This is a genomic window from Spirillospora sp. NPDC029432 (assembly GCF_040703975.1).
GTDB lineage: Bacteria > Actinomycetota > Actinomycetes > Streptosporangiales > Streptosporangiaceae > Spirillospora.
The window spans coordinates 1-20,604 of sequence record NZ_JBEZWH010000006.1; the positions used below are offsets into that span (position 1 = coordinate 1).

19 protein-coding genes are annotated in these 20,604 nt (G+C 71.2%); 12 read left to right on the top strand and 7 right to left on the bottom strand.

Translation table 11 applies throughout. The annotated features are described in order from the left end of the window. The 3 genes from AB0881_RS06275 to AB0881_RS06285 all read left to right on the top strand — a co-directional run. Nucleotides 1–427: TIGR03086 family metal-binding protein (locus AB0881_RS06275; RefSeq protein WP_366614697.1), on the top strand; the 427-nt coding region annotated here is incomplete at its 5' end. A 417-nt stretch (nucleotides 428–844) separates the two neighbouring features. After that, complete coding sequence (locus AB0881_RS06280; protein WP_366614698.1) at nucleotides 845–2,119, top strand: HEAT repeat domain-containing protein; 1,275 nt, start codon at nucleotides 845–847, stop codon at nucleotides 2,117–2,119. Nucleotides 2,120–2,421: 302 nt separating this feature from the next. Beyond that, nucleotides 2,422–2,748 carry an SHOCT domain-containing protein gene (locus AB0881_RS06285; RefSeq protein ID WP_366614700.1) on the top strand — a complete coding sequence of 109 codons (327 nt, stop codon included), beginning with the start codon at nucleotides 2,422–2,424 and terminating at the stop codon, nucleotides 2,746–2,748. 329 nt (nucleotides 2,749–3,077) lie between these two features. On the opposite strand, the gene AB0881_RS06290 is transcribed toward AB0881_RS06285, so the two are convergent. The 3 genes from AB0881_RS06290 to AB0881_RS06300 all read right to left on the bottom strand — a co-directional run bounded on the left by AB0881_RS06290 (nucleotide 3,078) and on the right by AB0881_RS06300 (nucleotide 7,935). Further along, entirely contained in the window at nucleotides 3,078–4,928 is a 1,851-nt protein-coding gene (locus tag AB0881_RS06290; protein WP_366614701.1) for an amidohydrolase, read from the bottom strand. Nucleotides 4,929–5,270: 342 nt separating this feature from the next. Then, nucleotides 5,271–6,563 carry a cytochrome P450 gene (locus tag AB0881_RS06295; RefSeq protein WP_366614702.1) on the bottom strand — a complete coding sequence of 431 codons (1,293 nt, stop codon included), beginning with the start codon at nucleotides 6,561–6,563 and terminating at the stop codon, nucleotides 5,271–5,273. 16 nt (nucleotides 6,564–6,579) lie between these two features. Beyond that, on the bottom strand, nucleotides 6,580–7,935 hold the full coding sequence (locus AB0881_RS06300; RefSeq protein ID WP_366614704.1) for a glutamine synthetase family protein: 1,356 nt from the start codon (nucleotides 7,933–7,935) through the stop codon (nucleotides 6,580–6,582). A 297-nt stretch (nucleotides 7,936–8,232) separates the two neighbouring features. Here AB0881_RS06300 and AB0881_RS06305 point away from each other — a divergent pair, with 297 nt between their 5' ends. The 7 genes from AB0881_RS06305 to AB0881_RS06335 are packed head-to-tail and all read left to right on the top strand — an operon-like array spanning nucleotide 8,233 to nucleotide 14,408. After that, on the top strand, nucleotides 8,233–8,421 hold the full coding sequence (locus AB0881_RS06305; protein WP_366614706.1) for a ferredoxin: 189 nt from the start codon (nucleotides 8,233–8,235) through the stop codon (nucleotides 8,419–8,421). Between the two features lie 5 nt (nucleotides 8,422–8,426). Next, complete coding sequence (locus AB0881_RS06310) at nucleotides 8,427–9,635, top strand: FAD/NAD(P)-binding oxidoreductase (protein WP_366614707.1); 1,209 nt, start codon at nucleotides 8,427–8,429, stop codon at nucleotides 9,633–9,635. 11 nt (nucleotides 9,636–9,646) lie between these two features. Beyond that, entirely contained in the window at nucleotides 9,647–10,453 is an 807-nt protein-coding gene (locus tag AB0881_RS06315) for an acetoacetate decarboxylase family protein (protein ID WP_366614708.1), read from the top strand. A 34-nt stretch (nucleotides 10,454–10,487) separates the two neighbouring features. Next, nucleotides 10,488–11,960: an aldehyde dehydrogenase gene (locus AB0881_RS06320; RefSeq protein ID WP_366614709.1), complete on the top strand. Its 1,473-nt coding sequence runs from the start codon at nucleotides 10,488–10,490 to the stop codon at nucleotides 11,958–11,960. Continuing rightward, nucleotides 11,953–12,906, top strand: a complete 954-nt coding sequence (locus tag AB0881_RS06325; RefSeq protein ID WP_366614711.1) for a 3,4-dihydroxyphenylacetate 2,3-dioxygenase — start codon at nucleotides 11,953–11,955, stop codon at nucleotides 12,904–12,906. The genes AB0881_RS06320 and AB0881_RS06325 overlap by 8 nt, the downstream gene beginning before the upstream one ends. Before the next feature lies 1 nt (nucleotide 12,907). Then, complete coding sequence (locus AB0881_RS06330; protein ID WP_366614713.1) at nucleotides 12,908–13,753, top strand: fumarylacetoacetate hydrolase family protein; 846 nt, start codon at nucleotides 12,908–12,910, stop codon at nucleotides 13,751–13,753. A 43-nt stretch (nucleotides 13,754–13,796) separates the two neighbouring features. Next, complete coding sequence (locus AB0881_RS06335) at nucleotides 13,797–14,408, top strand: TetR family transcriptional regulator (protein ID WP_366614714.1); 612 nt, start codon at nucleotides 13,797–13,799, stop codon at nucleotides 14,406–14,408. On the opposite strand, the gene AB0881_RS06340 is transcribed toward AB0881_RS06335, so the two are convergent. Genes AB0881_RS06340 through AB0881_RS06350 form a run of 3 tightly spaced genes read right to left on the bottom strand, consistent with a single transcriptional unit; the run spans nucleotide 14,405 to nucleotide 17,505 of the window. Further along, a complete protein-coding gene (locus AB0881_RS06340; protein ID WP_366614715.1) occupies nucleotides 14,405–14,647 on the bottom strand; it encodes a hypothetical protein in 243 nt (80 codons plus the stop codon). The two genes, AB0881_RS06335 and AB0881_RS06340, sit on opposite strands and share 4 nt — an antisense overlap. Nucleotides 14,648–14,687: 40 nt before the next feature. After that, entirely contained in the window at nucleotides 14,688–15,626 is a 939-nt protein-coding gene (locus AB0881_RS06345; RefSeq protein WP_366614717.1) for a TIGR03619 family F420-dependent LLM class oxidoreductase, read from the bottom strand. A gap of 16 nt (nucleotides 15,627–15,642) precedes the next feature. Further along, nucleotides 15,643–17,505 (bottom strand): amidohydrolase, encoded by a 1,863-nt coding sequence (locus AB0881_RS06350; RefSeq protein ID WP_366614718.1) that lies wholly within the window; start codon nucleotides 17,503–17,505, stop codon nucleotides 15,643–15,645. A gap of 207 nt (nucleotides 17,506–17,712) precedes the next feature. Between AB0881_RS06350 and AB0881_RS06355 the strand changes: the two genes are divergently transcribed. Then, entirely contained in the window at nucleotides 17,713–18,285 is a 573-nt protein-coding gene (locus tag AB0881_RS06355; RefSeq protein ID WP_366614720.1) for a MarR family transcriptional regulator, read from the top strand. Nucleotides 18,286–18,312: 27 nt separating this feature from the next. Here AB0881_RS06355 and AB0881_RS06360 read toward each other — a convergent pair whose 3' ends face one another. Continuing rightward, the gene (locus AB0881_RS06360; RefSeq protein ID WP_366614721.1) at nucleotides 18,313–19,857 is read right to left on the bottom strand and encodes an APC family permease; all 1,545 of its coding nucleotides are present in this window, start codon (nucleotides 19,855–19,857) and stop codon (nucleotides 18,313–18,315) included. A 243-nt stretch (nucleotides 19,858–20,100) separates the two neighbouring features. Here AB0881_RS06360 and AB0881_RS06365 point away from each other — a divergent pair, with 243 nt between their 5' ends. Then, entirely contained in the window at nucleotides 20,101–20,490 is a 390-nt protein-coding gene (locus tag AB0881_RS06365; protein ID WP_366614723.1) for a hypothetical protein, read from the top strand. Nucleotides 20,491–20,604 lie beyond the last annotated feature (114 nt).

The following is a 20,604-nucleotide window of genomic DNA, read 5'->3' on the forward strand; positions in this document are numbered from 1 at the left end:
CGCCGGCGGCGGCCGCAAGGAGTCCGTTCCGCAGCCGGCGGCCGCCGAGTCCGGTGTCGACCTGGCGGCCGGCGACTGGCGCGGCCGCCTGCTCGTGCTGCTGGACGACATCACCTCGTCGTGGGCGCCGCCGAGCGCCTGGGAGGGCGAGACGAGCATGGGCACACCGCACACGCTGCCCGCGCCCGTCCTGGGCGACATGATCACCGGCGAGCTGGCGATGCACGCCTGGGACCTGGCAGTCGCCACCGGGCAGCGCCTGCAATTGCCCGCCGACCTGCTGGCACATCTGCACGACACGGTGTTAGCCAGCGTGGAGCAGGGGCGGGAGATGGGCATGTACGGACCGCAGGTCGCGGTGCCGGCCGACGCACCCGCCCTGGACCGCATCCTCGGCCTGACCGGCCGTGATCCCGCCTGGGCGTAATCACCGACCGGTCATGCCGGATCGACCGGGCACATCACCCCACCCGCAGCCTGACCCCCGGCACTCACAACACCGACACCACCACGAACCAGCCCCGGGGGGCTGGTTCACCGACGCGTTGACGCCGCGCTGTGGCCAGAGCCACATGCCGCCGCCCGCGCCACCCTGCATCCACTCACCCAGGGCCCTCTCCTGCTGCGTGACGCCGCCGAGGAGGACGCCGTCCTGCACACCCTGCGCGGCGATCCAGGCCCCTGCTCCGCATAAGCCGCCGCAGGTCCCGGGCAGACGCTGCCGTTCACCCGCAGATCCAGTTGATCGGCCGACTCGGCAAACAGCGATGGGTGCCGCTCCTTTGAATGGCCTCTCGATCACGTGGTGCGATGTGAGTCGCCCTGCATGCGATACTCAGGGCCCGTGATCAACGAAGATCCTCTGGCGGGGGCGGACGCCGTCGACTGGGCGAACCTGCCGGCCCACAGCCCCGCCGAGCAGATCCCCGAGTGGCTGCGGGCGCTGCGCTCGGACGCTTCGGCTGCGCGCGGGCAGGCTCTGCAGAAGCTCTGCGACATCCTTTTCCACCAGGGCGAACGGTATGTCGCGGCCGCGTCCACGGTGCCATTCCTGCTGGCGCTGGCCGCCGATCCCACCACCCCGCAACGGGACCGGATCATCCACCTGCTGGTCATCCTCGCGATCGGCGACGAGGAAGAGTCACTGCCCGGCGGCCTGGACATCGCGCACTGGCGGGCCGAGATCGCACGGATGCAGGCCGGGATCACCGAGCACGAGCAGCGCCGCCACTTCGAGCACTGGATCACCATGGCCGCCGACCAGGACGAACGTCGCTGGCGCGCGTCGCAGTGGGAGATCTTCAGCGTCGCGGCCGAGCGTCTGCGCGTCGGGGCCGGTCTGGCCGCCTACGACGCCGTCGGCGCCGGGATCGGGGTGATCCGGGACCTGCTCGGGGACGGCGACCCGGCGCTTCGGGCAGCAGCCGCGTACGCGCTGGGCTGGTTCCCCGAACAGGCCGCGGAGTCGGGCCCGCTCCTGGCCATGCTGCTGGACACCGAGGACGTCCCGGGTGTCGCGGTGAACGCGATCATCTCGGCCGGGCTGCTGCCGTCCCGCGCCCTGGTCCCACGGCTGCAGCAGTTCCTCCGCGGCTCCGAGCCCTTGACCCGCTGCGCCGCCGCCATCGCGCTGGCGAACCTGGGAGCGCTCACCCCTGAGGTGACGACGCTGCTGGCGTTCGCGGGCACCCACCTGCCCCAGACCAATGACCCTCTGGTCTGCTTCATGGACGGGAACCTGCGCGGGTACGCGTCGTTGGTGCTGTTGGGCCTGGACGGCGCAGTGCCTGCGGCGGCGGTCGATGCCGTCCTGGACGGTCTGTCGCGAAGCTCAGGAACCCATGCCTACCCGATCGCACTGGCCGCGCTGCGCCTGACGTTCGGGAACCGGGTGCTGCGGCCCTTGCCACCGTTCGAGGACCTGCTCCCGGCGCAGCAACGGGCCGTACGCGTCCTGGCCGAGTTGGACCACAGCGCCTGGCGCTGGTGGGACTTCGTCGCCATCCTCGACGGCCGCAACCTGCCCCGCACCCGTTCGGGATGTCGCCGCTATGCGGGCCTGGAGGAGGGAGAACTCACAGCCGACGACATGCGCGACCTCCATGCCATGGGGTTTTGAAAAGAGCGCAACCCAGCCAACGACCTCCCAGCTCACGGGCTCCCTCAACTGGAACCACACCTAACGGCGATGACGGGCACCAGCCCCGAACGCTCACGCCGCACCAGCGGCAGCTCGCCGAACAGCAGAACCTCAACGTGCACTGGTACGAGACGCCCGGACCCATGCCACAAGCCATCCCGGGGACCGTCCTGCCACCGACCCCGGCCCTCGCCGCTGCGACGCAGGCGCCTCCCGCACCCGCAAGCGACGGCGACGGTAGCCCTCAGTCTGCCGACGAGCCCCTGACACCAGAACGCGCCATGGAACTTCTCAAACAACTCGGCCGACTCCGCGACGCCGGCATCGTCACCACCGAAGAGTTCGAAGCCAAGAAGCAGGAACTCCTCGCCCGGATCCAGCCCCAGAGCCAAGACACGGACCTGAAGGCGCCCCCGGCATCCGCAGACACGCGACTCGGCGGAACACCCCTGCGCCCTCTGCTTGGACGCGTCGGAACCTGGTGTTCGTCAAAGGTAGGAGGTGTCATGGACTCCCACCGGGCACTCATGGCCTCCTGCAGTGACTCCAAGAGCAGTTCCAGTTCGCGGCTCTCGAGCTCCTTCAGGAACACGGTCACGGCGGCCTGAACGTCCACCGTCGCGGCCGGGTGGTCTGCGTCGAAGTCACCCATGAGGTACCGGGCGAATGCGTGGAGCAGTGCGGTGCACTCACCGTACGGGTCCCGGGCCTCGCGGAGGATGCGCAGCGCTCTCAACTGGACCTTGACCGTTTCGTCGTGCCGGCGTCACACTCCTCATGCTCCTTACAGTCCATCCGTTGGCCGATCGTCAGAACCCCTCGTCCCGCCGTTCACCGCCATTGGCGCCGGGCGCCTGATCCGGGCGGTCTTGCGAGGTGTGGCCGGACAGGACCCCGTCCGGCCACGCCTCGTTCCGCCGCTCAGCGAGGACGTGTCTCAGTGCTTGTGACTCGTGCCGTGGCCGCACTCGTTCATCGGGGCGTGGCGCTTGACCCAGCTGGCGCCGCGGGCCGCGGCCGCCGCCCTCTTGACGTCGCTGGAGCCCTCGTCGTAGGCCACCGTGCCGCCGACGACGGTCATCGCGACCGACATGTCCGAGATCTCGGCGGTGTCGGCGGCGTGCACATCGCCGTCGAGGACGACGATGTCGCCGGCGTAGCCCTTGGCGAGCTGCCCCTTCCAGGACTCCGCGTGGTCCTGCCAGGCGCCGGTACGCGTGTAGGTGGCGATCGCCTTGTCCAGGCTGATGCGCTCTCCCGGGCCGTAGACGCGGCCCGACAACCGCCCTTCGCGGCGGACCATCGTCTCCAGGCCCTGCCGGAAGTCCGGGTAGACGACCGGGGCGTCCGAGGCGCTGGCCACTCTCACCCCCGACCTGAGCGCCGTGGCGTACGGCCACTCGTAAGCGGCCCGTTCCATCCCGATCGATTCGATCTGGGCGTCGGCCAGCACCCACTTGATGTTCGGGTTGAAGTTCCCGCCGATGCTCGCCCTGGCCATCCGGGCCAGGTCCGAGGGCCGGGCCAGGTCGCCGTGGATGATGTAGTGCCGCGGGTTGACGGCCTGCGGGTTGGTGCGGTGCTGGCGCTCGTACGCCGTGATGACCGCGTCGATCGTCCGGTCGCCGGTCGCGTGCGTCCCGATCTGGAATCCGGCCGTGTGCGCCATCCGGACCAGTTCTTCGAGCGTCGCGACCTGCTCCTGCGGGGTGCTTCCCGGCAGGGTCAGGCCGCCGTGCCCGCCCCCCACGTACTCCTCGAACAGCCACGCGGTCTTGTTGATGGTCGGGATGCCGTCGGCGAAGATCTTGACCTGGTTCGCCGTGAAGCGGCGGGGGTCGACGTCGGGCCGCTCGAATGCCTCCAGGTTCGCTCGCAGGCTCTCCGGCGAGGAGCCGCTCAGCATCATGCTGACGCGCACCGGAATCCTCCCCGCGTCCACCAGGCCGGCGACCGCGGTGATGAGCGCGGGTGACGAACCCGGGTCGGTGTAGCTGGTGATGCCCTCGGCCGGCATCATTCGCGCGGCAAGCTCCGCGGCTGCGGCCTGCTCCTCAAGGGTGTGCGGCGGCACCTTTCCGCCGACCAGGCCCGCGGCGGTCTCCAGGAGGAGGCCGGTCGGCTCCCCGTCGGCATCTTTGACGATCTGGCCGCCCGCCGGCGGCACCGTGTCCCTGGTGACACCGGCGATGCGCAGGGCCTCGGAGTTGACCCATGCGGCATGGCCGGACCATTCGGTCAGGTAGACGGGGTTGTTCGGGGAGACCGCGTCCAGGTCCTGCCTGGTCGGCTTACGGCCCTCACCGAGGTACTGCGGGTCCCAGCCGCGGCCGCGGATCCATGTACCGGGCCCGGCGGCCTCGACCGCCTGGGCGACGGACGCGGCGATGTCGGCGATCGAGTCGACGGTTGGGTAGCCCACGTCGAGGCTGAACGGCGGCCTGCTCAGTCCCCAGCTCACCGCGTGCAGGTGGGAGTCGTTGACGCCCGGCATCGCGGTACGGCCCTTGAGGTCGACCACGTCGGTGCCCGCACCGACGAGATGCTTCACCGACGCGGACGTCCCGACGTGCACGATGACGCCGTTCTTGATCGCGACCGCCTCCGCCACGCGGAAGTGGCGGTCGAGGGTGAGCACCTTGCCGTTGTAGAGGACGAGGTCCGCCGGGCCCGGCTTGGCCAGGGCCTGCGCGTGCGGCAGGCCCAGCGACGACACCCCGAGCGCGGCCAGCGCGGCACCACCGCCCTTGATCACGGAGCGGCGGGTTGTCATGTGCTTGTCAGACATGGACGTCCTTTCGAACTCGATACACCGACGGGGAATCGGCCTACGGGAACGTCCGCCGGCCGTGAGCCGCGCCGGCGCGGCGGACGGCGGCTCACGGGTTGCGAGTGGAGGGGAGGGCGATGACGCCGTGGGGTGCCATGGGCGGCTCCAATGCCGGACGACCCAATTCGTTTGGGCCCGCACGATAAGCTGGCAAGATCGTACGGGATCAAATGAAGCCTGCCAAGGGCCGATCCGAACCCTTTCCGGGGCCGTTCACCGGCCCCGGCGCGCCGGCTGACGAAGGAGCGCACGCCGACGGAGACCACCGCGAAGGTGGCCGTCGGCACCGCAGGCTGGCCCTCAGGCGAGGGTGACTTCGACCGGGAGTTTCTTGATGCCGTTGACGAAGTTGGAGCGGACCCGGGGCACCTCGCCGGCCAGCCTGATGCCGGCCAGGCGCGGGATCAGCTCCTCGAACATGATCCGGATCTCGGTGCGGGCGAGCAGGTTGCCCAGGCAGAGGTGCGGGCTGCCCTTCCCGAAGGTGACGTGGTCGTTGTTCTTGCGGGTGACGTCGAAGTCGTACGGGTTGCCGAAGACCTCCTCGTCCCGGTTGCCCGAGGCGAACCACATGACGACCTTGTCGCCCTCCTTGACCTCCTTGCCGCCGAGCTCGACGTCGCGGGTCGCGGTGCGGCGGAAGTGGTAGACCGGGGTGGCCCAGCGCAGGAACTCCTCGACCGCGGCCGGGATGAGGGAGGGATCCTCCTGGAGCCGCGCGAGCTGGTCGGGGTGCTCGATCAGGGCCAGCATGGAATGCGAGATGGTGTGCCGGGTGGTCTCGTTGCCGGCCACGACCAGCAGCAGGAAGTAGTTGTCGAAGTCCCGCGGGGACAGCGGGATCCCGTCGCGCGGCGTCGTGTTGACGAGCCTGGAGATCAGGTCGGTGCCGTCGCCGCCGCGCCGCTGCCGGGCGAGCTCGCGGCCGTACTCGAACACTTCGAGGGACGCGGGCGAGCGGAAGGGCAGGTCGCGGTACTTCTCGCTCTCCTCGCTGTTCAGCAGGACGTCGGCGTAGTCGGGGTCGGTGTGGCCGATGATGCGGTTGCCCCAGTCGATGAGCTTCTGGTTGTCGTCCGGCGGCACGTCCAGGAGGCGCGCGAGGACGTTGATGGGGAAGTCCGCGGAGACGTCGGCGACGAAGTCGAAGGCGCCCTTGGCGAGGGCGGCGTCGAGGGTCCGCACGGTGAGACCGCGCAGGAAGTCGGTGTACCCGTTGATCACGGACGCGCCGAACTGCCGCTGGATCAGGCTGCGCAGTGCGCGGTGCCGGACGCCGTCGAGTTCCAGGATGGAGGCGCGCTTGGCGATCTGGTCGTCGTCGACCTCTTCGAGGTTGACGAACTTGGTGGAGGTGAAGGTCTCGGCGTCGCGGTCGACACGGACGATGTCGGCGTGCCGGGTCACCGCCCAGAAGCCGGAGTTGGGGGCCTCCTCGGGCTGCCAGTGGACCGGGTCCTGGTGGCGGAGCGTGTGGAGCATGCGCCACGGCGTGACACCGTCGGTGAAGTTGTCGAGGTCGGCGAGGTCGATGTCCTCCAGCGGGAGGGGCTCGTTCACCGCCGCCTTCGCGGCGGGCGGGTGGGTGCTCATGACAGGCTCCTCGGCGTCACAGGTGGTAGGCGTACTCGGTGAACTCCCAGTCGGTGACGAACCGCTGGAAGCGCTCGACCTCGTCGCGCTTGTAGGTGAGGAATGATGTGGTGAAGTCCTTGCCGAGGACGTCGGTGAGCGCCGTGTCCGCCTCCAGGGCGTCCAGCGCGGCGGGGAGGCTCATGGGGAGCACGGCCGACCTGGCGGGGTCGTAGCCGTAGCCCTCCAGCGGTGCCGGTGGCTCCTCCCCGGCCAGGACGCCCAGCAGCGCCGCGGCGGCGGTTCCGGCGATCGCCAGGTACGGGTTGGCGCTGGCGTCCCCCAGGCGCAGTTCGAGGCGTGCCGCCGATCCGCGCTCGGGCGGGACGCGGAGCATGGCGCTGCGGTTGTCCAGGCCCCAGTCGATCAGCCAGGGCGCGAGGGTGTCGGGACCGAAGCGCTTGTAGGAGTTGACGGTCGGGTTGAGCAGCGCGGCCAGGGCGGGGGCATGCGCGAGGATGCCTGCCACCGCGTGCCGCGCGGTGCCGGACAGGCCGTACGGTTCCGATGCGTCGTCGAAGGCGTTGCCGCCCGCGTCGTCCTCCCCGGACAAGTGCAGGTGGAAGCCGGAACCGCCGCCGTCGTTGAACGGCTTGGCCATGAAGGTGGCCAGCCTGCCCTCCTTGCGTGCCAGTTCCTTGACGGCGGTCTTGAACCGGAAGGCGCGGTCGGCGGCGTCCAGGGCGCCGGAGTGGACGAGGTTGATCTCGAACTGGGCGCTGTCGAACTCGTGGTTGCCGGTGCTGGCTCCGATGCCGAGATCGCGGAGCGCGCGCAGCGTGCGCAGCAGGTGGTTGTCGGGGTCCGCGCGCAGGCCGGCGGTGTAGACGCTGCCGGGGGCGTCGGTGTACCTGCGCCAGCCGGTGGCCGACGCCGGGTCCGCCTCGCACAGGAAGTACTCCAGTTCCGGTCCCACCACGGGGCGCAGGCCATGCTCCGCGCACCGGGCGAGGACTGCGCGCAGCAGGTCACGGGGCGATTCGGGGGCGGTCGCGCCGGTCGCAGGGTCGGTGACCTCCCCCAGGCAGGACGCGACGCCGGGCTCCCACGGGAGCGTGACCAGGGTGTCGAGGTCGGGGCGTACGCAGATGTCGGGCAGTCCCGCGTCCAGGCCGCCGGGGACCGCCACCACGTCGCCCTGCGGGCTGGTGTGGTAGACGGCGCGGCAGAAGGCGAGCCCGTGCTCGCAGGCCGACGGCATGTGCTCCAGCAGGACGTCGCGGGCACGGTCCGTGCCGATGAGATCGGGGTAGGTCACGCGGACCACATCGATGCCCTCGGCGGCGAGCAGATCCAGATGCTGTCGGAGTTGGGGGGACACGGAAGCGCTCACCGTTTTCTCCTTGGGCGGATGCGAGGTGGCGAGTGGGGGGTCGGCAGCGGGGCCGGCGGAGACCCTACTGTCATTTGGCGTCAAACGGTATGAACCCCGCACGTCCCGCCGCAAGGGGTCGGAGCGAAATTGTCCAGCCGGACAAGTCTTGACCCGCATGACGGCACCCCGATATCTTGTTTGAGGCCAAACGATTAGCCGTCGCGCGGCTCCCTGGCCGAACCGGCCGGAGCCGTGGCGACCGGCGAGCCACGCCGCCCCGCCATCTCCGCCCCGACACCTCTGGGAGGACCGGCCATGAAGGTCGTCGTCGACATGAACAAGTGCCAGGACCACGGGCAGTGCGTGTTCGCGGCGCCCGACGTCTTCCGGATGGACGACGGCGGGCGGCTGGTCTACGTTCCCGACCCCGATGACGCCCTGCGCCAGGAAGTAGAGGAGGCCGCGGACGTCTGCCCGCTCCAGGCCATCCAGATCGAGGGCTGACCACCGTGCCCGGACACATCGTCGTCGCCGGCGCGTCCCTGGGAGGGCTGCGCGCGGCCGAGCAGCTGCGCGCCGCCGGGTGGACCGGATCGATCACCGTCATCGGGGACGAGCCGCACATGCCCTACAACCGGCCTCCGCTGTCCAAAGAGGTGCTGGCGGGCAAGGCACCGTTCGACTCCCTGGCCTTCAGACCGAAGGCCGGCATCGCCGATGTGCGGTGGCGGCTCGGCACCCGCGTCACCTCCGCTCGCCTGGCCGACCGGGTCATCGTCCTGGACGGCGGCGAGGAGATGGCCTTCGACGGGCTGGTCGTGGCCACCGGCATGCGGCCGCGGCGGCTGCGCTGCGCGGGACCGCTCGCCGGCCGGCACACCGTCCGCACCATCGCCGACGCCCGGGACCTGCGCGAGGCGCTGGCCCGGCCCGGTGCCCGCGTCGTCGTGGCCGGTGCCGGTTTCATCGGCTGTGAGGTCGCCGCCACGGCCATCGGGCTCGGTGTCACCGAGGTGACCGTCGTCGATCCGCTTCCCCTGCCCATGGTGGCGCCGCTCGGCGAACTCCTGGGCCGCGCACTGCTCAGGCGGCACCAGGAGCGCGGGGTGCGGTTCGCCCTGGGCACCGGTGTCACCGGTTTCGAGGGCACCGACCGCGTCACAGGGGTCGCCCTGGACGATGGACGCGTCGTCCAGGCCGACGTGGTCGTGGAGTCGGTCGGGTCGGTCGCCAACACCGAATGGCTGGAGGGCAACGGGCTCGACCTGACCGACGGCGTGCGCACCGACGAACGGCTCCGCGCCGGCGGCCTCCCGCATGTCGTCGCGGTCGGCGACGTCGCCCGCTTCCCCAACGCCCGCTACGACGGGGTACCACGCCGGGTCGAGCACTGGTCCATCCCCACCGACACCGCCAAGCACGCCGCGAAGGTGCTCGTCTCCCATCTCATGGGCACCGGGAGCGACCCGGGCGCCTTCGCGCCGCTGCCGAGCTTCTGGAGCGACCAGCACGACTTCCGGCTGCAGTCCTTCGGCGCCCCGTTCCTCGGCAAGGACGACGTGCGGGTCCTGGACGGCGACCCCGGCGGCGACGTCCTCGTCGGCCACCACCACGGCGGCCGGCTGGCCGGAGTGGTCGCCCTCGGCGGCCCCAAGGCCACCGCCGCGGCCGCCCGCTACCGCGCCCAGTTGCTCAAGCAACCCACCCTCGCGGCGTAAGGATGAACGTCATGACCGGCCTCCAAGGCTTCTTCGTCCCCAAGACGGCCAGCGGCGCATCGTCGCTGATCCCCTCCCCGCCCTGGCTCTACTCCGGGGATCTCCTCACCGTCGAGTACCGCACCGACCCCGCCCGGGTGCGCGAACTGCTGCCCGAGCCTCTGGAGCTCGCAGACGAGGACCCGGGAGCCGTCGCGCTGATCTGGGCCGACTGGCAGTCCTGCGCGGCCGGTAAGGAGGAGCTGCTGGACCCCGTGCGCGCCCAGTACAAGGAGGCGTTCGTGGTCGTCCGCTGCACCTACGAGGGACGTACCTACTCGCGGTGCGTCTACATCTGGGTCGACAAGGACTTCGCGATCGCCCGCGGGCTGCACCAGGGGTACCCGAAGAAGCTCGGCTCGATCCACCAGACCCGGCCGCACCCGTTCGGCCCCGCCCCCAGGATCGAGGCGGGGGCACGCTTCGGAGCGACCCTCGCCGCCGCCGACCGGCGCCTGGCCCAGGCGGTGATCACCTTGCGCGAGCCCGCGGAGACCAACGGCTTCGTCAACGGCCACCCCATGGCGCACCACCGCTGGCTGCCCGCCATCGAGAAGGGCGGCGGGCTCGCCCTGGACGAGCTGATCGAATCGGGCGCCGCGTCCTTCGAGGGCGGGCGGCCGTGGACCGGGGACGCGGAACTGGAACTGTTCGAGGCCCCCACCGAGGAGCTGTCCCGCCTGGAGGTCCGCGAGCCGATCGCCGCCTACTACCGCCAGGTCGGGGTCGTCTGGGACGGCGGCCGCCTGCTGGAGTCGCGCACCCGGAACGACCAGTGACCCCGACGCTGTCGACGAGATTGGGAAGCCGGACATGACCGAGCACATCACCACCGTGGCCGGGGTCGCCGTCGACACCCGGCACTGGATCGGCGGGCGGCGCGTGGCGTCCGCCGAGACGTTCAGCGACGTCTCCCCCATCGACGGGAGCGTCCTCGGGCAGATCTCCCGGGGCACCGCGGACGAGGCGGCCGCCGCCGTGGCCGCCGCGAAGACCGCCTTCCCGGGCTGGGCCGCGACACCGCGTCCCGAACGTGCCCGCCTGCTCCGCGCCATCGCCGACGGCGTGGAGAAGCGCCTCGAAGACCTCGCGATCGTCGAGACCCACGACAACGGCGCCCTCCTCCGCTCGCACCGCCGTGGTGTGATGCCCCGCGTCGCGCACAATTTCCGGTTCTTCGCGGACCGGCTGCTGGACCTCGGCCACGAGGATTTCGAGACCCGTGGTCACACCAACCACGTCAGCTGGGACCCGGCGGGCCCCAGCCTGCTCATCACCCCGTGGAACGCCCCGCTGATGCTGGCCACGTGGAAGGTCGCCCCCGCCCTGGCCGCCGGGAACACGGTCGTCCTCAAACCCGCCGAGTGGTCCCCGCTGACCGCCTCACTGCTGGCCGGCATCACCGCCGAGGCCGGCCTCCCGGCCGGGGTGCTCAACGTGGTGCAGGGGCTCGGCACCGAGATCGGTGACGCCCTCACCTCGAACCCGGACGTACGCCGGATCAGCTTCACCGGATCGGTGCCGACGGCCCGGCGCATCGCCGCGTCGGCGGCGGCCAACCTCACCCCGCTCAGCCTCGAACTCGGCGGCAAGTCGCCGCTGCTGGTCTTCGCGGACGCCGACCTCGACCTCGCCGTCGACCTCGCGGTGGAGCAGTACGACAACGCCGGGCAGGTCTGCCTCGCCGCCACCCGGATCCTCATCGAGGAAACGGTCGCCGACGAGTTCACGCGCCGCTTCGTCGACAAGGCCGCCGCGCTCCGGCAGGGCGACCCCCGGGACGAGGCCACCGACATCGGGCCCAACGTCCACTCCCGCCAGATGGAGAAGATCGACGGCTTCGTGCGGCGCGCCCTCGCCGCCGGTGCGCGCGCCGTCATCGGCGGGGGGCCAAACACCGACCTGGGCGGCCTGTACTACCGCCCCACCCTCCTCACCGGCGCGGCCCAGGACAGCGAGATCGTCCAGGAGGAGGTCTTCGGCCCCGTCCTGACCCTGCAGACGTTCGCGACCGAGGAGGAGGCCGTCGCCCTGGCCAACGACACGCGCTTCGGCCTCGCCGCCACCGTCGCCACCGGGGACCCCGAGCGCGCCGGGCGCGTCACCGCGCGGCTCGTGGCGGGCACGGTCTGGGTCAACTGCTTCTTCGTCCGCGACCTCCGCGCGCCCTTCGGAGGCTCCCGCGAATCCGGTGTCGGGCGCGAGGGCGGCGACTGGAGCTTCGACTTCTACTGCGACCTGAAGAACACCGTGACCGCGCCGCGGAGCGGGCAGTCCCATGGGTGAGATCGTCGGGGCGGGTCTGCTCGCCCACGTCCCCACCATCGTCCTGCCCGAGGACGAGCGGCGGGAGCTCAACGAGGGCAAGGAGATCACTCTCGTCACCGGGCTCCGGCAGCTGCGCGAGGACGTCTTCGAGCGCGACGGCTATGACACCGTCGTCGTGCTGGACTCGCACTGGGCCACCACCGTCGAGTTCGTCGTGACGGCCCAGCGGCGGCGGGCGGGCCTGTTCACGTCCGAGGAACTGCCGCGGGGCATGTGCAGGATGCCGTACGACTTCCCCGGCGACCCCGAGCTCGCCCACAACATCGCCTCGTTCGCCGACGCGCACGGCACCTGGATCACCGCGATCGATGACGAGTACCTGCCGATCTACTACGCCACCCTCAACCTGTGGAAGTACCTCGGTGAAGGCCTGCCGGACAAGCGCTGGGTGAGCATCGGCGTCTGCCAGACCGGCGACATGGAGGATCATCTCCGCCTCGGCCGGGCCCTGGCCGACGGCATCGCGGCGACACCCGGGCGAAGGGTTCTGCTCATCGCGTCCGGCGCCCTGTCCCACACCTTCTGGCCGCTGCGCGAGCTGCGCGACCACGAGGCCAGCGACCCCGCCCACATCTTCACCCCCGAGGCGCGCGAGGCCGACCTGCGGCGCATCGCCTGGCTCAAGGAAGGCCGTCACGACAGGGTGCTCCAGACGATGGACGAGTTCTGGAAGCACAAGCCCGAGGCGAAGTTCTTCCACTACCTGATGATGGCCGGCGCCCTCGGCGAGGACGCCTGCACCGCAACGGGCCGCCAGTACGGCGAGTACGAGAACTCCGTCGGCACCGGCCAGGCCCACGTCTGGTTCGACCGCCCGGCCCGCGGCTGGACCGGCACGACCCCTGCCGCATCCGCGCCCGATTCACCGCCCGCATCTCCGCCCAGCCGGCCACAGGAGGCCTGACATGCCCGAATACCGCCGCATCCTCCTGGACGGCGCCACCGTACAGGTCGTCCGGGACGGCGATGAACTCGTCGCCGGTGACGGACGGCGCGTCAAGGCCGACGACGCGCGGCACCTGCCCCCGGTCCGGCCGACGAAGGTCATCGCCGTCCACCTCAACCACCGCAGCCGCGTCGAGGAGTTCCACGCCAAGCTTCCCCCCGCGCCCACCTACTTCCACAAGCCCATCTCGTCTCTCAACTCCCACAAGGGCGCCGTCGTCCGCCCCGAGGGCTGCAAGTGGCTCAACTACGAGGGCGAGGTCGGCATCGTCATCGGCAGGACCGCCCGGAACATCTCCCCGGACGAGGCGGGGACGTACATCGCGGGCTACACCGTGGCCAACGACTACGGCCTCCACGACTTCCGCGACACCGACGCCGGCTCCATGCTCCGTGTGAAGGGCTCCGACACCCTCTGCCCGCTGGGCCCTGGGCTGGTCACCGACTGGGACTTCCACGGCAAGCGCCTGCGGACGTACGTCAACGGCGAGGTGGTGCAGGACGGCTCGACCGACGAGATGAAGTGGGACATGCATTACCTCGTCGCCGACATCGCCCGCACCATCACGCTCCACCCGGGCGACGTCCTGCTGTCCGGCACCCCGGCCAACTCCCGTCCCGTGCGGCCTGGTGACGTCGTCGAAGTGGAGGTCGAGGGCCTGGGACGCCTGACCAACCACATCGTCACCGGGCCGACGCCCATCCGCGCCGACGTTGGTGCCCAGCCCACCGAGTCCGAAGAGGTCGTCTCCACCGCGCTCGGCGGCGACTGGGAGTTCCGCGGCATCCGCCCGCCCAAGCGCTGACGCGGTGCCACCGCCCGCGGACGGGCAGATAGGTTGCGTGGTCATGGCCGACTCCGCCGAGATCCCTCAGGCCCGCCCGCCCCGCAAGCGCATGAACTACGGGGAAGGCCGCGAGGCGCTGCTCAACGCGGCCGTGCGGGTCGTCGCCCGGGGCGGCCTGCGCAAGCTCACCTACCGGGCGGTCGCGGCGGAGGCCGGGGCCGCCCACGGGCTGGTCGTCCATCATTTCGGCTCGCGCGACGCGCTGGTCGCCGCGGCGCTGGCCCATTCCATCCGCACCAGCCTGCGCACCAGCGCGGTCGAGCCTGGGACCGGCGACCCGGCGGACTTCTCCGCCGGGCTGTCGGCGATGGTCACCGCCGACCCCGACATCCAGGCGTTCCAGTACGAGCTGCTGCTGGAATCACGCCGCCGCCCGGAGCTCCTGCCGCAGATCCGCGAGCTGTACGACGAGTACTTCGAGGCCACGGAACGCGAGCTGGCCCGCATCAGCTCGGACGGCGCGGACCGCCCCCTGGCCCGGCTGGTCTTCGCCGCGCTGGAAGGTCTCGTCCTGCACCAGCTCGTCTTCGACGAGCCCGAGGTCACCGACGCCGCCCTGGAGGAGCTGCGCTCCCTGCTGCGGCTGCGCAGAGCCGAAGGAGACGGCGACTAGCCGGCGGCTCGTGGCTCGGTGCTGGAGAGCCCCGAGCACGCCAGGTGGTCGAGGAAGCCGTCCACCAGCAGGCCGGCCCGCCTGGCGGCATCGGGGAAGTCGAACCGCACGTCCGGCGCGTGGTACCTGGACTCGGGCACGACCGTCACGGCGGCGAGATCGTACCCGCGCTCGGTCAGCCGGGCCCCGACATGTCCCGGCTCCGTCTCGTGATCATGCTGGATGACGAGTGCTCGCATGATTGACGCTCCTCCCCCGCTCCTTTTTCGGGCCCGGCTCTCAGGAGCCGAGCAGGGCGCCGGTACGCCTGATGACCTCGCGGCAGAAGGCTCCGACGCCGTCCGGGTCGTCGATGAACTGCGAAGGCTTGATGCAGAACGTGGTGAATCCTTCGGCGAGCTGCGCCGGGATGCTTTCCAGCGCGGCATCCAGCGGCGCGCAGGAGCGGTCGTCGGGGAAGGTGGGACGGGTTCCGCCGATCATTTCCAGTCCGGTCACGTCGCGGCCCGCGCCGCCCATGGCCGACCGCAGCCGGGCGAGTTCCTCGGGTGCGGGCCTGCCCAAGGGGTGGAACCCGTGGCCGTAGCGCACCAGGCGGTCCAGCATCCGGTCGTGCAGCGTCTGTCCGCCGAACCACATGCGGGGACCGTCGGGCCGGTGGGCGCGTGGTTCGAGGTACACGTCCTCGAAGGCGTAGTGCCTCCCCTGGTAGGAGACCGGGGAGCCCTGCCAGAGCCGGCTCCAGATCTCCAGGTGCTCGTCCAGCAGGGCGCCCCGGTGCTCGAAGGGCACGCCCAGGGCGGCGTACTCGTCCCGGCTCCAGCTCACCGTGGGCTGGACGATGAGGCGTCCCTCCGAGAGCAGGTCGAGGGTGCCGAGGTCGCGGGCGAGCGCGAGCGGGTGCCGCAGCGGGGCGATCACCGCGGCCGCGGCCAGCCTCAGCCGGGAGGTGACCGATGCGATCGCCGCCAGGAGCATCAGCGAGGACGGCCACGGCGTACGCGGATCCTGGTTACCGGGCAGCGCGTACTCCCGCGGATTGCCCATGACACCGTCGGCGCCCGCGTCCGGGCCGAGGACGATGTGCTCGCTGACCATGACGGCGTCGAACCCGGCGTCCTCGGCCTCCCGTGCCCAGCGGACCAGCACGGGCAGGTGCCGGCCGCTGGTCATCGTCCAGTTCTCGCTCAGCACGAGCACGAAACGCGGAGTGTCCATCGGTGCCTTCCGATCGTCAGCAGGAGCCGCACATGTGGGCGGGGTTGGGCTTCGTCGCCCAGGTCACGCCGCGCGCGGCGGAGACGGCCGCGCGGGCGGCGCTGTCGGAGGCGTCGTAGGCGACCCGGCCGTCCACCACGGTCAGCGCCACGGGGATGCCGGAGATCTCGTGCGGGTCGCCCGCCGACCGGCCGCGCTCGTCGACCAGGCGCCCGTCCAGGACGCACAGGTCGGCCGCCATTCCCGGGGACAGCTCGCCCTTCCAGCTCTCGGCGTGGTCCTGCCAGGCGGCGGACGTGGTGTAGGTGCGGAGGGCCTCGTGCAGGCCGATCCGCTCGTCCGGGCCCGAGACCGCGCCGGAGGTCCCTTCGCGGAGCAGCGCGGTCTCCAGTCCCTGCCGCCAGTCGGGAGCCACGTTAGGCGAGTCCGAGGCGCTGGTGACCTTCACTCCGGCGCGCAACGCCGAGCGGTAGGGCGTCTGGTACGCCGCCCGGTCGGCGCCCACGACCTCGGGTTGCGAATCGGCGATCAGGTGCTTGATGTTCGGGTTGAAGTTCACCCCGCAGCCGTGCCCGGCGAGGGAACGAAGCGCTCCGGGCAGCGCGAAGTCGCCGTGGATGACGTAGTGGCGCGGGTCTCCGCGGCGCCGGGAGCGGATCGCCTTCCCGTACGCCGCGGTCACCGCGTCGATGGCCGCGTCCCCCGTGCTGTGGGTACCGATCTGCAGGCCCGCCCGGTGCACGAGGGCGACCATCTCCGTGAGCTCGGCGACCTTCTCCTGGTCGGTCGCGCCCTCCATCAGCAGGCTTCCCCGTCCGCCACCGACGTAGGGCTCGTGCATCCACGCCGTCCGGCTGGCGATCGGGACGCCGTCGGCCCGCAGCTTCACCCCGGCGATGGAGAACCAGCGCGTCTCCACATCGGTCAGGGGACGGTAAGCCTCCAGGATCTCCCGTGTCTGGTCGACCGACACCGGGTAGCCGTCGTCGGCCCTGTTGAGCAGCGCGGTCACCCTGACCCTGAGGGCCCCCGCACGGGCCTTTTCCGCGTAGATCTTCTGGGCGACGGCGCCGATGCCGGGCTCGGTGTAGCTGGTGATGCCGTGGCCGAGCAGGAGCGTGATGTTCTTCTCGAGAGCGTCGGCCTGCTCCTGCTCGGTGAAGGCCGGTATGTGCGCGTTGACCAGGGCCATCGCGGTCTCGAGAAGCAGCCCGGTGGGCTCTCCCGACCCGTCCCGGACGATGGTGCCGCCGACGGGGTCGGGCGTGTTCCGGGTGATCCCGGCCTGTTCCAGGGCCCGGCTGTTCACCCACAGCCGGTGGTTGGACCAGTCCAGCAGGGCGACGGGGTTGCCGGGCGAGACGGGGTCCAGGTCCTGCCGGGTCGGCGGCCGTCCCTCGGCGAAGACCGAGTCGTTCCAGCCCTTGCCGCGGATCCACGCGCCGGGAGCCACCTGCGTGATCGCCTCCGCGACCCGCTGCGCCGCCGCGGCGATGGACGTGGCCGCCGACTCGCCGACGTCGATGTTGTACGGCGGCAGCGCGAGCCCGGTGCGCACGCCGTGCAGGTGCCCGTCGTTGATCCCCGGCAGGACGGTCCGCCCGCGCAGATCGACGGCCTCCGTACCGCGCCCGATGAGGCGCCGGACGGACGCGTCGTCGCCGACCTTGATGACGGCACCGTTCTTGATCGCGATGGCCTGGGCGACGGGACGTGCGCGCGACATGGTGACGATCACGCCGCCGTGCAGCACCAGGTCGGCCGCTCCGCCGCGTCCCGTCCCGGCCTCGGCCGCGCCGGGTCGCAGGGCGGCGGCGCCGGCCGCGCCCGCCGCGGCGACCTGCAGCATCCGGCGGCGGCTCAGCGGGTTGCTCGGCATCTGCGGCTCCTTGCGAGGGAACGTCGGGAGGGGGCCACGCGGGACACTTCGGCACCACCGGCCACGCCACCTCAGAATGTTCGGGATCAAATGAACTGTCAAGATCCGCCGGAGATTTTCGTATGGGGCCGAACAGAGTCGCACCGGGGGTAGATTCGCATGCAGCCGGCCGGAAGAGGTCTGCGCCGGTCATCGGGAGGAAGAAACGTGACCGGCCATCACACTCTGCGAGAGACCGAGCTGGCAATAGAGCGGCAGCTCAGCGGCGCCCCGGTGCGCCACGACGCGATGATGGCGGTTTCCAACATCTACCGCGCGGCCGCCGCGATCCGGCAGCACTTCGAGGCTTCGGTGCTGCGCGGCGCCGACCTGACCTGGACGGCGTTCGTCGTGCTGTGGGTGGTGTGGATCTGGGAGGAGATGGAGACCCGGCACGTCGCCGAGGAGGCGGGCATCTCCAAGGGCACGCTCACCGGCGTGGCCCGGACCCTGGAGGGACGCGGCCTCCTCGAGCGCGCCTCGCACGCCACCGACGGGCGCCGCGTCCTGCTGCGGCTCACCGACAAGGGCCACGAGCTGATGAGGGAACTGTTCCCGGCGTTCAATGCCGAGGAGGCGTTCGTGGTCGAGCGGCTTTCGCGCTCGCAGAACCAGGCGCTGACCGAGTCGCTCCGGACCGTCATCGAGCACCTGGAAGAAGGGGGTGAGGAGCGGCGGGCCGCGCTGCGCGCGGAGTCCCCGCCGCCGCCCCGCCGTTCAGGGCGCCGCCCCCGTGGCTGACCCGGCCGGCCCAAGCCGGAACGGCCGTCAGCTCACCAGGTCGGCCATCGCCCGCGAGTCCTCCTTGGCACGGCGAGCGGCGCCGATGACCGTCCCCACCGCCAAGACGATGAAGGGCAGCGCCACCAGGAACCAGCCCAGCGCCGACAGGCCCCACGCCTGGGTCGCGGGGTCGACGCCCTCCGCCGCCGTCCCGGCGAGCAGGCCGAAGCGGGAGACGAGCAGGTAGATCCCGAGCACCAGGCCGACGATGGAGACGGCGGGCGCGATCAGGGTGCTCCACGAGCCGCCCGCCTCTCCCCGCCGCCGGAAGTACATGATCACGGCGGCGGAGACCAGCACCTCGACCAGCACGATGGCCAGCACGGCCACGGCGCTGGACCAGGTGAACAGGTGCACCACCGGGTCGCGGTCGGTGATCCGGAACAGCACGATGACCAGCAGCGAGATCACCGAGACGGCGACGGTGCCGTACGCCGGCGCGCCGCGTCCGTTGACCCGGCCGAGGATGGCGGGCAGCACCCCGGCGCGCGACATCGAGAAGAAGTAGCGGGCCGCGCTGTTCTGGAAGGCGAGCAGACCCGCGAAGAGGCTGGAGAGCACCAGCCAGCTCATCACCGTGGCCAGCCAGGCGCCGACGTACTCCTCGGCGACGAAGAACAGCACCGCGGCGGGGTTGGCCAGCGGCGTCCCTTCCACGGTGGACAGCTCGGCGGCCCGCTCGGCCACGTTGCCGCTGCCCAGCCCGCTGACGACGGCCCAGGCGGTGAAGGCGAACAGCAGCGCGATCAGCGCGACGGCGATGTAGGTCGCGCGGGGGACGCTGCGCTTGGGATCCTTGGTCTCCTCGCCGTAGATGGCGGTCGCCTCGAACCCGATGTAGGACGCGAAGGCGAAGGTCAGCGCGATGCCCGCCGAGCCCGCGAAGCCTCCCGCGAAGACGCTGCCCGGCGAGAACGACGAGCCCAGCGACAGGCCGTCCGGGCCGCCGCCCCGGAGCAGCACCGCGACGGCCACGACTGCCAGCGCCAGCACCTCGAGGAGCATGAGCAGGCCGAGCACCTTGGCCCCGATGTCGACGCTGAGCGCCGACAGGCCCGTCACCAGCGCCCACGCGATGAGCGACCAGGCCCACCAGGCCAGGTCGATGCCGAGTTCGGCGTTCATGTGCCCGGCCATGGTGGCGCCGAAGAAGCCGTAGACGGCGAGCTGGATCGCCAGGTAGGCGAGCAGGGAGACGAATGCCGATCCCACACCCGGCGCGATGCCGAGCCCCCGCCCGACGTAGGCGAAGAACGCCCCGGTGTTGGTCACCCGGTGGCTCATCGCGGAATAGCCGACACTGAAGACCAGCAGGACCAGCCCGACGGCGAGGTAGGCGCCGGGCGCCCCGGCGCCGTTGCCGGCGACGATGGCGATGGGGACGGCGCCGGTCATGCCCACCAGGGGTGCGGCCGCGGCGACGACGAAGAAGACGATGCCCGCGACCCCGAGCTTGTTCCTGGCGAGGCGGCTCCCGCCTCCCTCTGCTGGACCCGCCTGCTGCGGGCCTGGTATCTCCTGGTCGCTCATACCCTCACAACCCTTTCTATCGGCCACGCACGGCGATGAGTGATCGGATCATAAGGGCCCAAACAACTCTTGGGAAGCATTCCCGGCAACTCGGCCTCGACGCAATGGCGCCCGGCCACCACGAGCAACGCCGTCGCACCCCGTTGTCGCGACAGGCGCAACGCCACCAACGGCGCCCCCGTCCCGGCGGCTTGTCGTCCGTCACGTTCTGTCAGCTCCGACCAGGGCAGCAGATGGCGCGGCTTGACCCCGCGCAAGGCGGACAAGATGTCCGACGCTCCGGCACCCGATCGAGCAGCCGCGCTCAAGGCGCTGCCGGAGGAGCCGTTCGAGACAGGGCTGCTGCTGTCGTGTCGCGTCGATCGCTACAGTCGGATCACGGTGCGCACCAACCCCTACTCGGTGTTGGCCCGGCTGATCGGCCGCAAGGTTCGGGCGATGCCGCACGCCTCAGAGCTGATCGTCCATGACGGCCGCACCGAGGTCGCCCGGCATGAGCGGCTGCCGGCCAAGGGCGCTCGCTGCCTGGAACCGGACCACTACCTGAAGGTGCTGGTTCGCAAGCCCGGTGCGCCGCCGGGCGCGACTGCGCTGGAACAGGCCAAGGCGGCGGGCGTTCTCCCCCGTCCATGAACAGTGGTGGGCCTGGGCCTGCCGAGCACCGCCGAGCGGGCAGCCAGGGTTTGAGCCGCGCCACCGGGCCAGCCGGCCGCTCGCCGGCCCGGCGAGGTCGATTCCCGGCAGCGT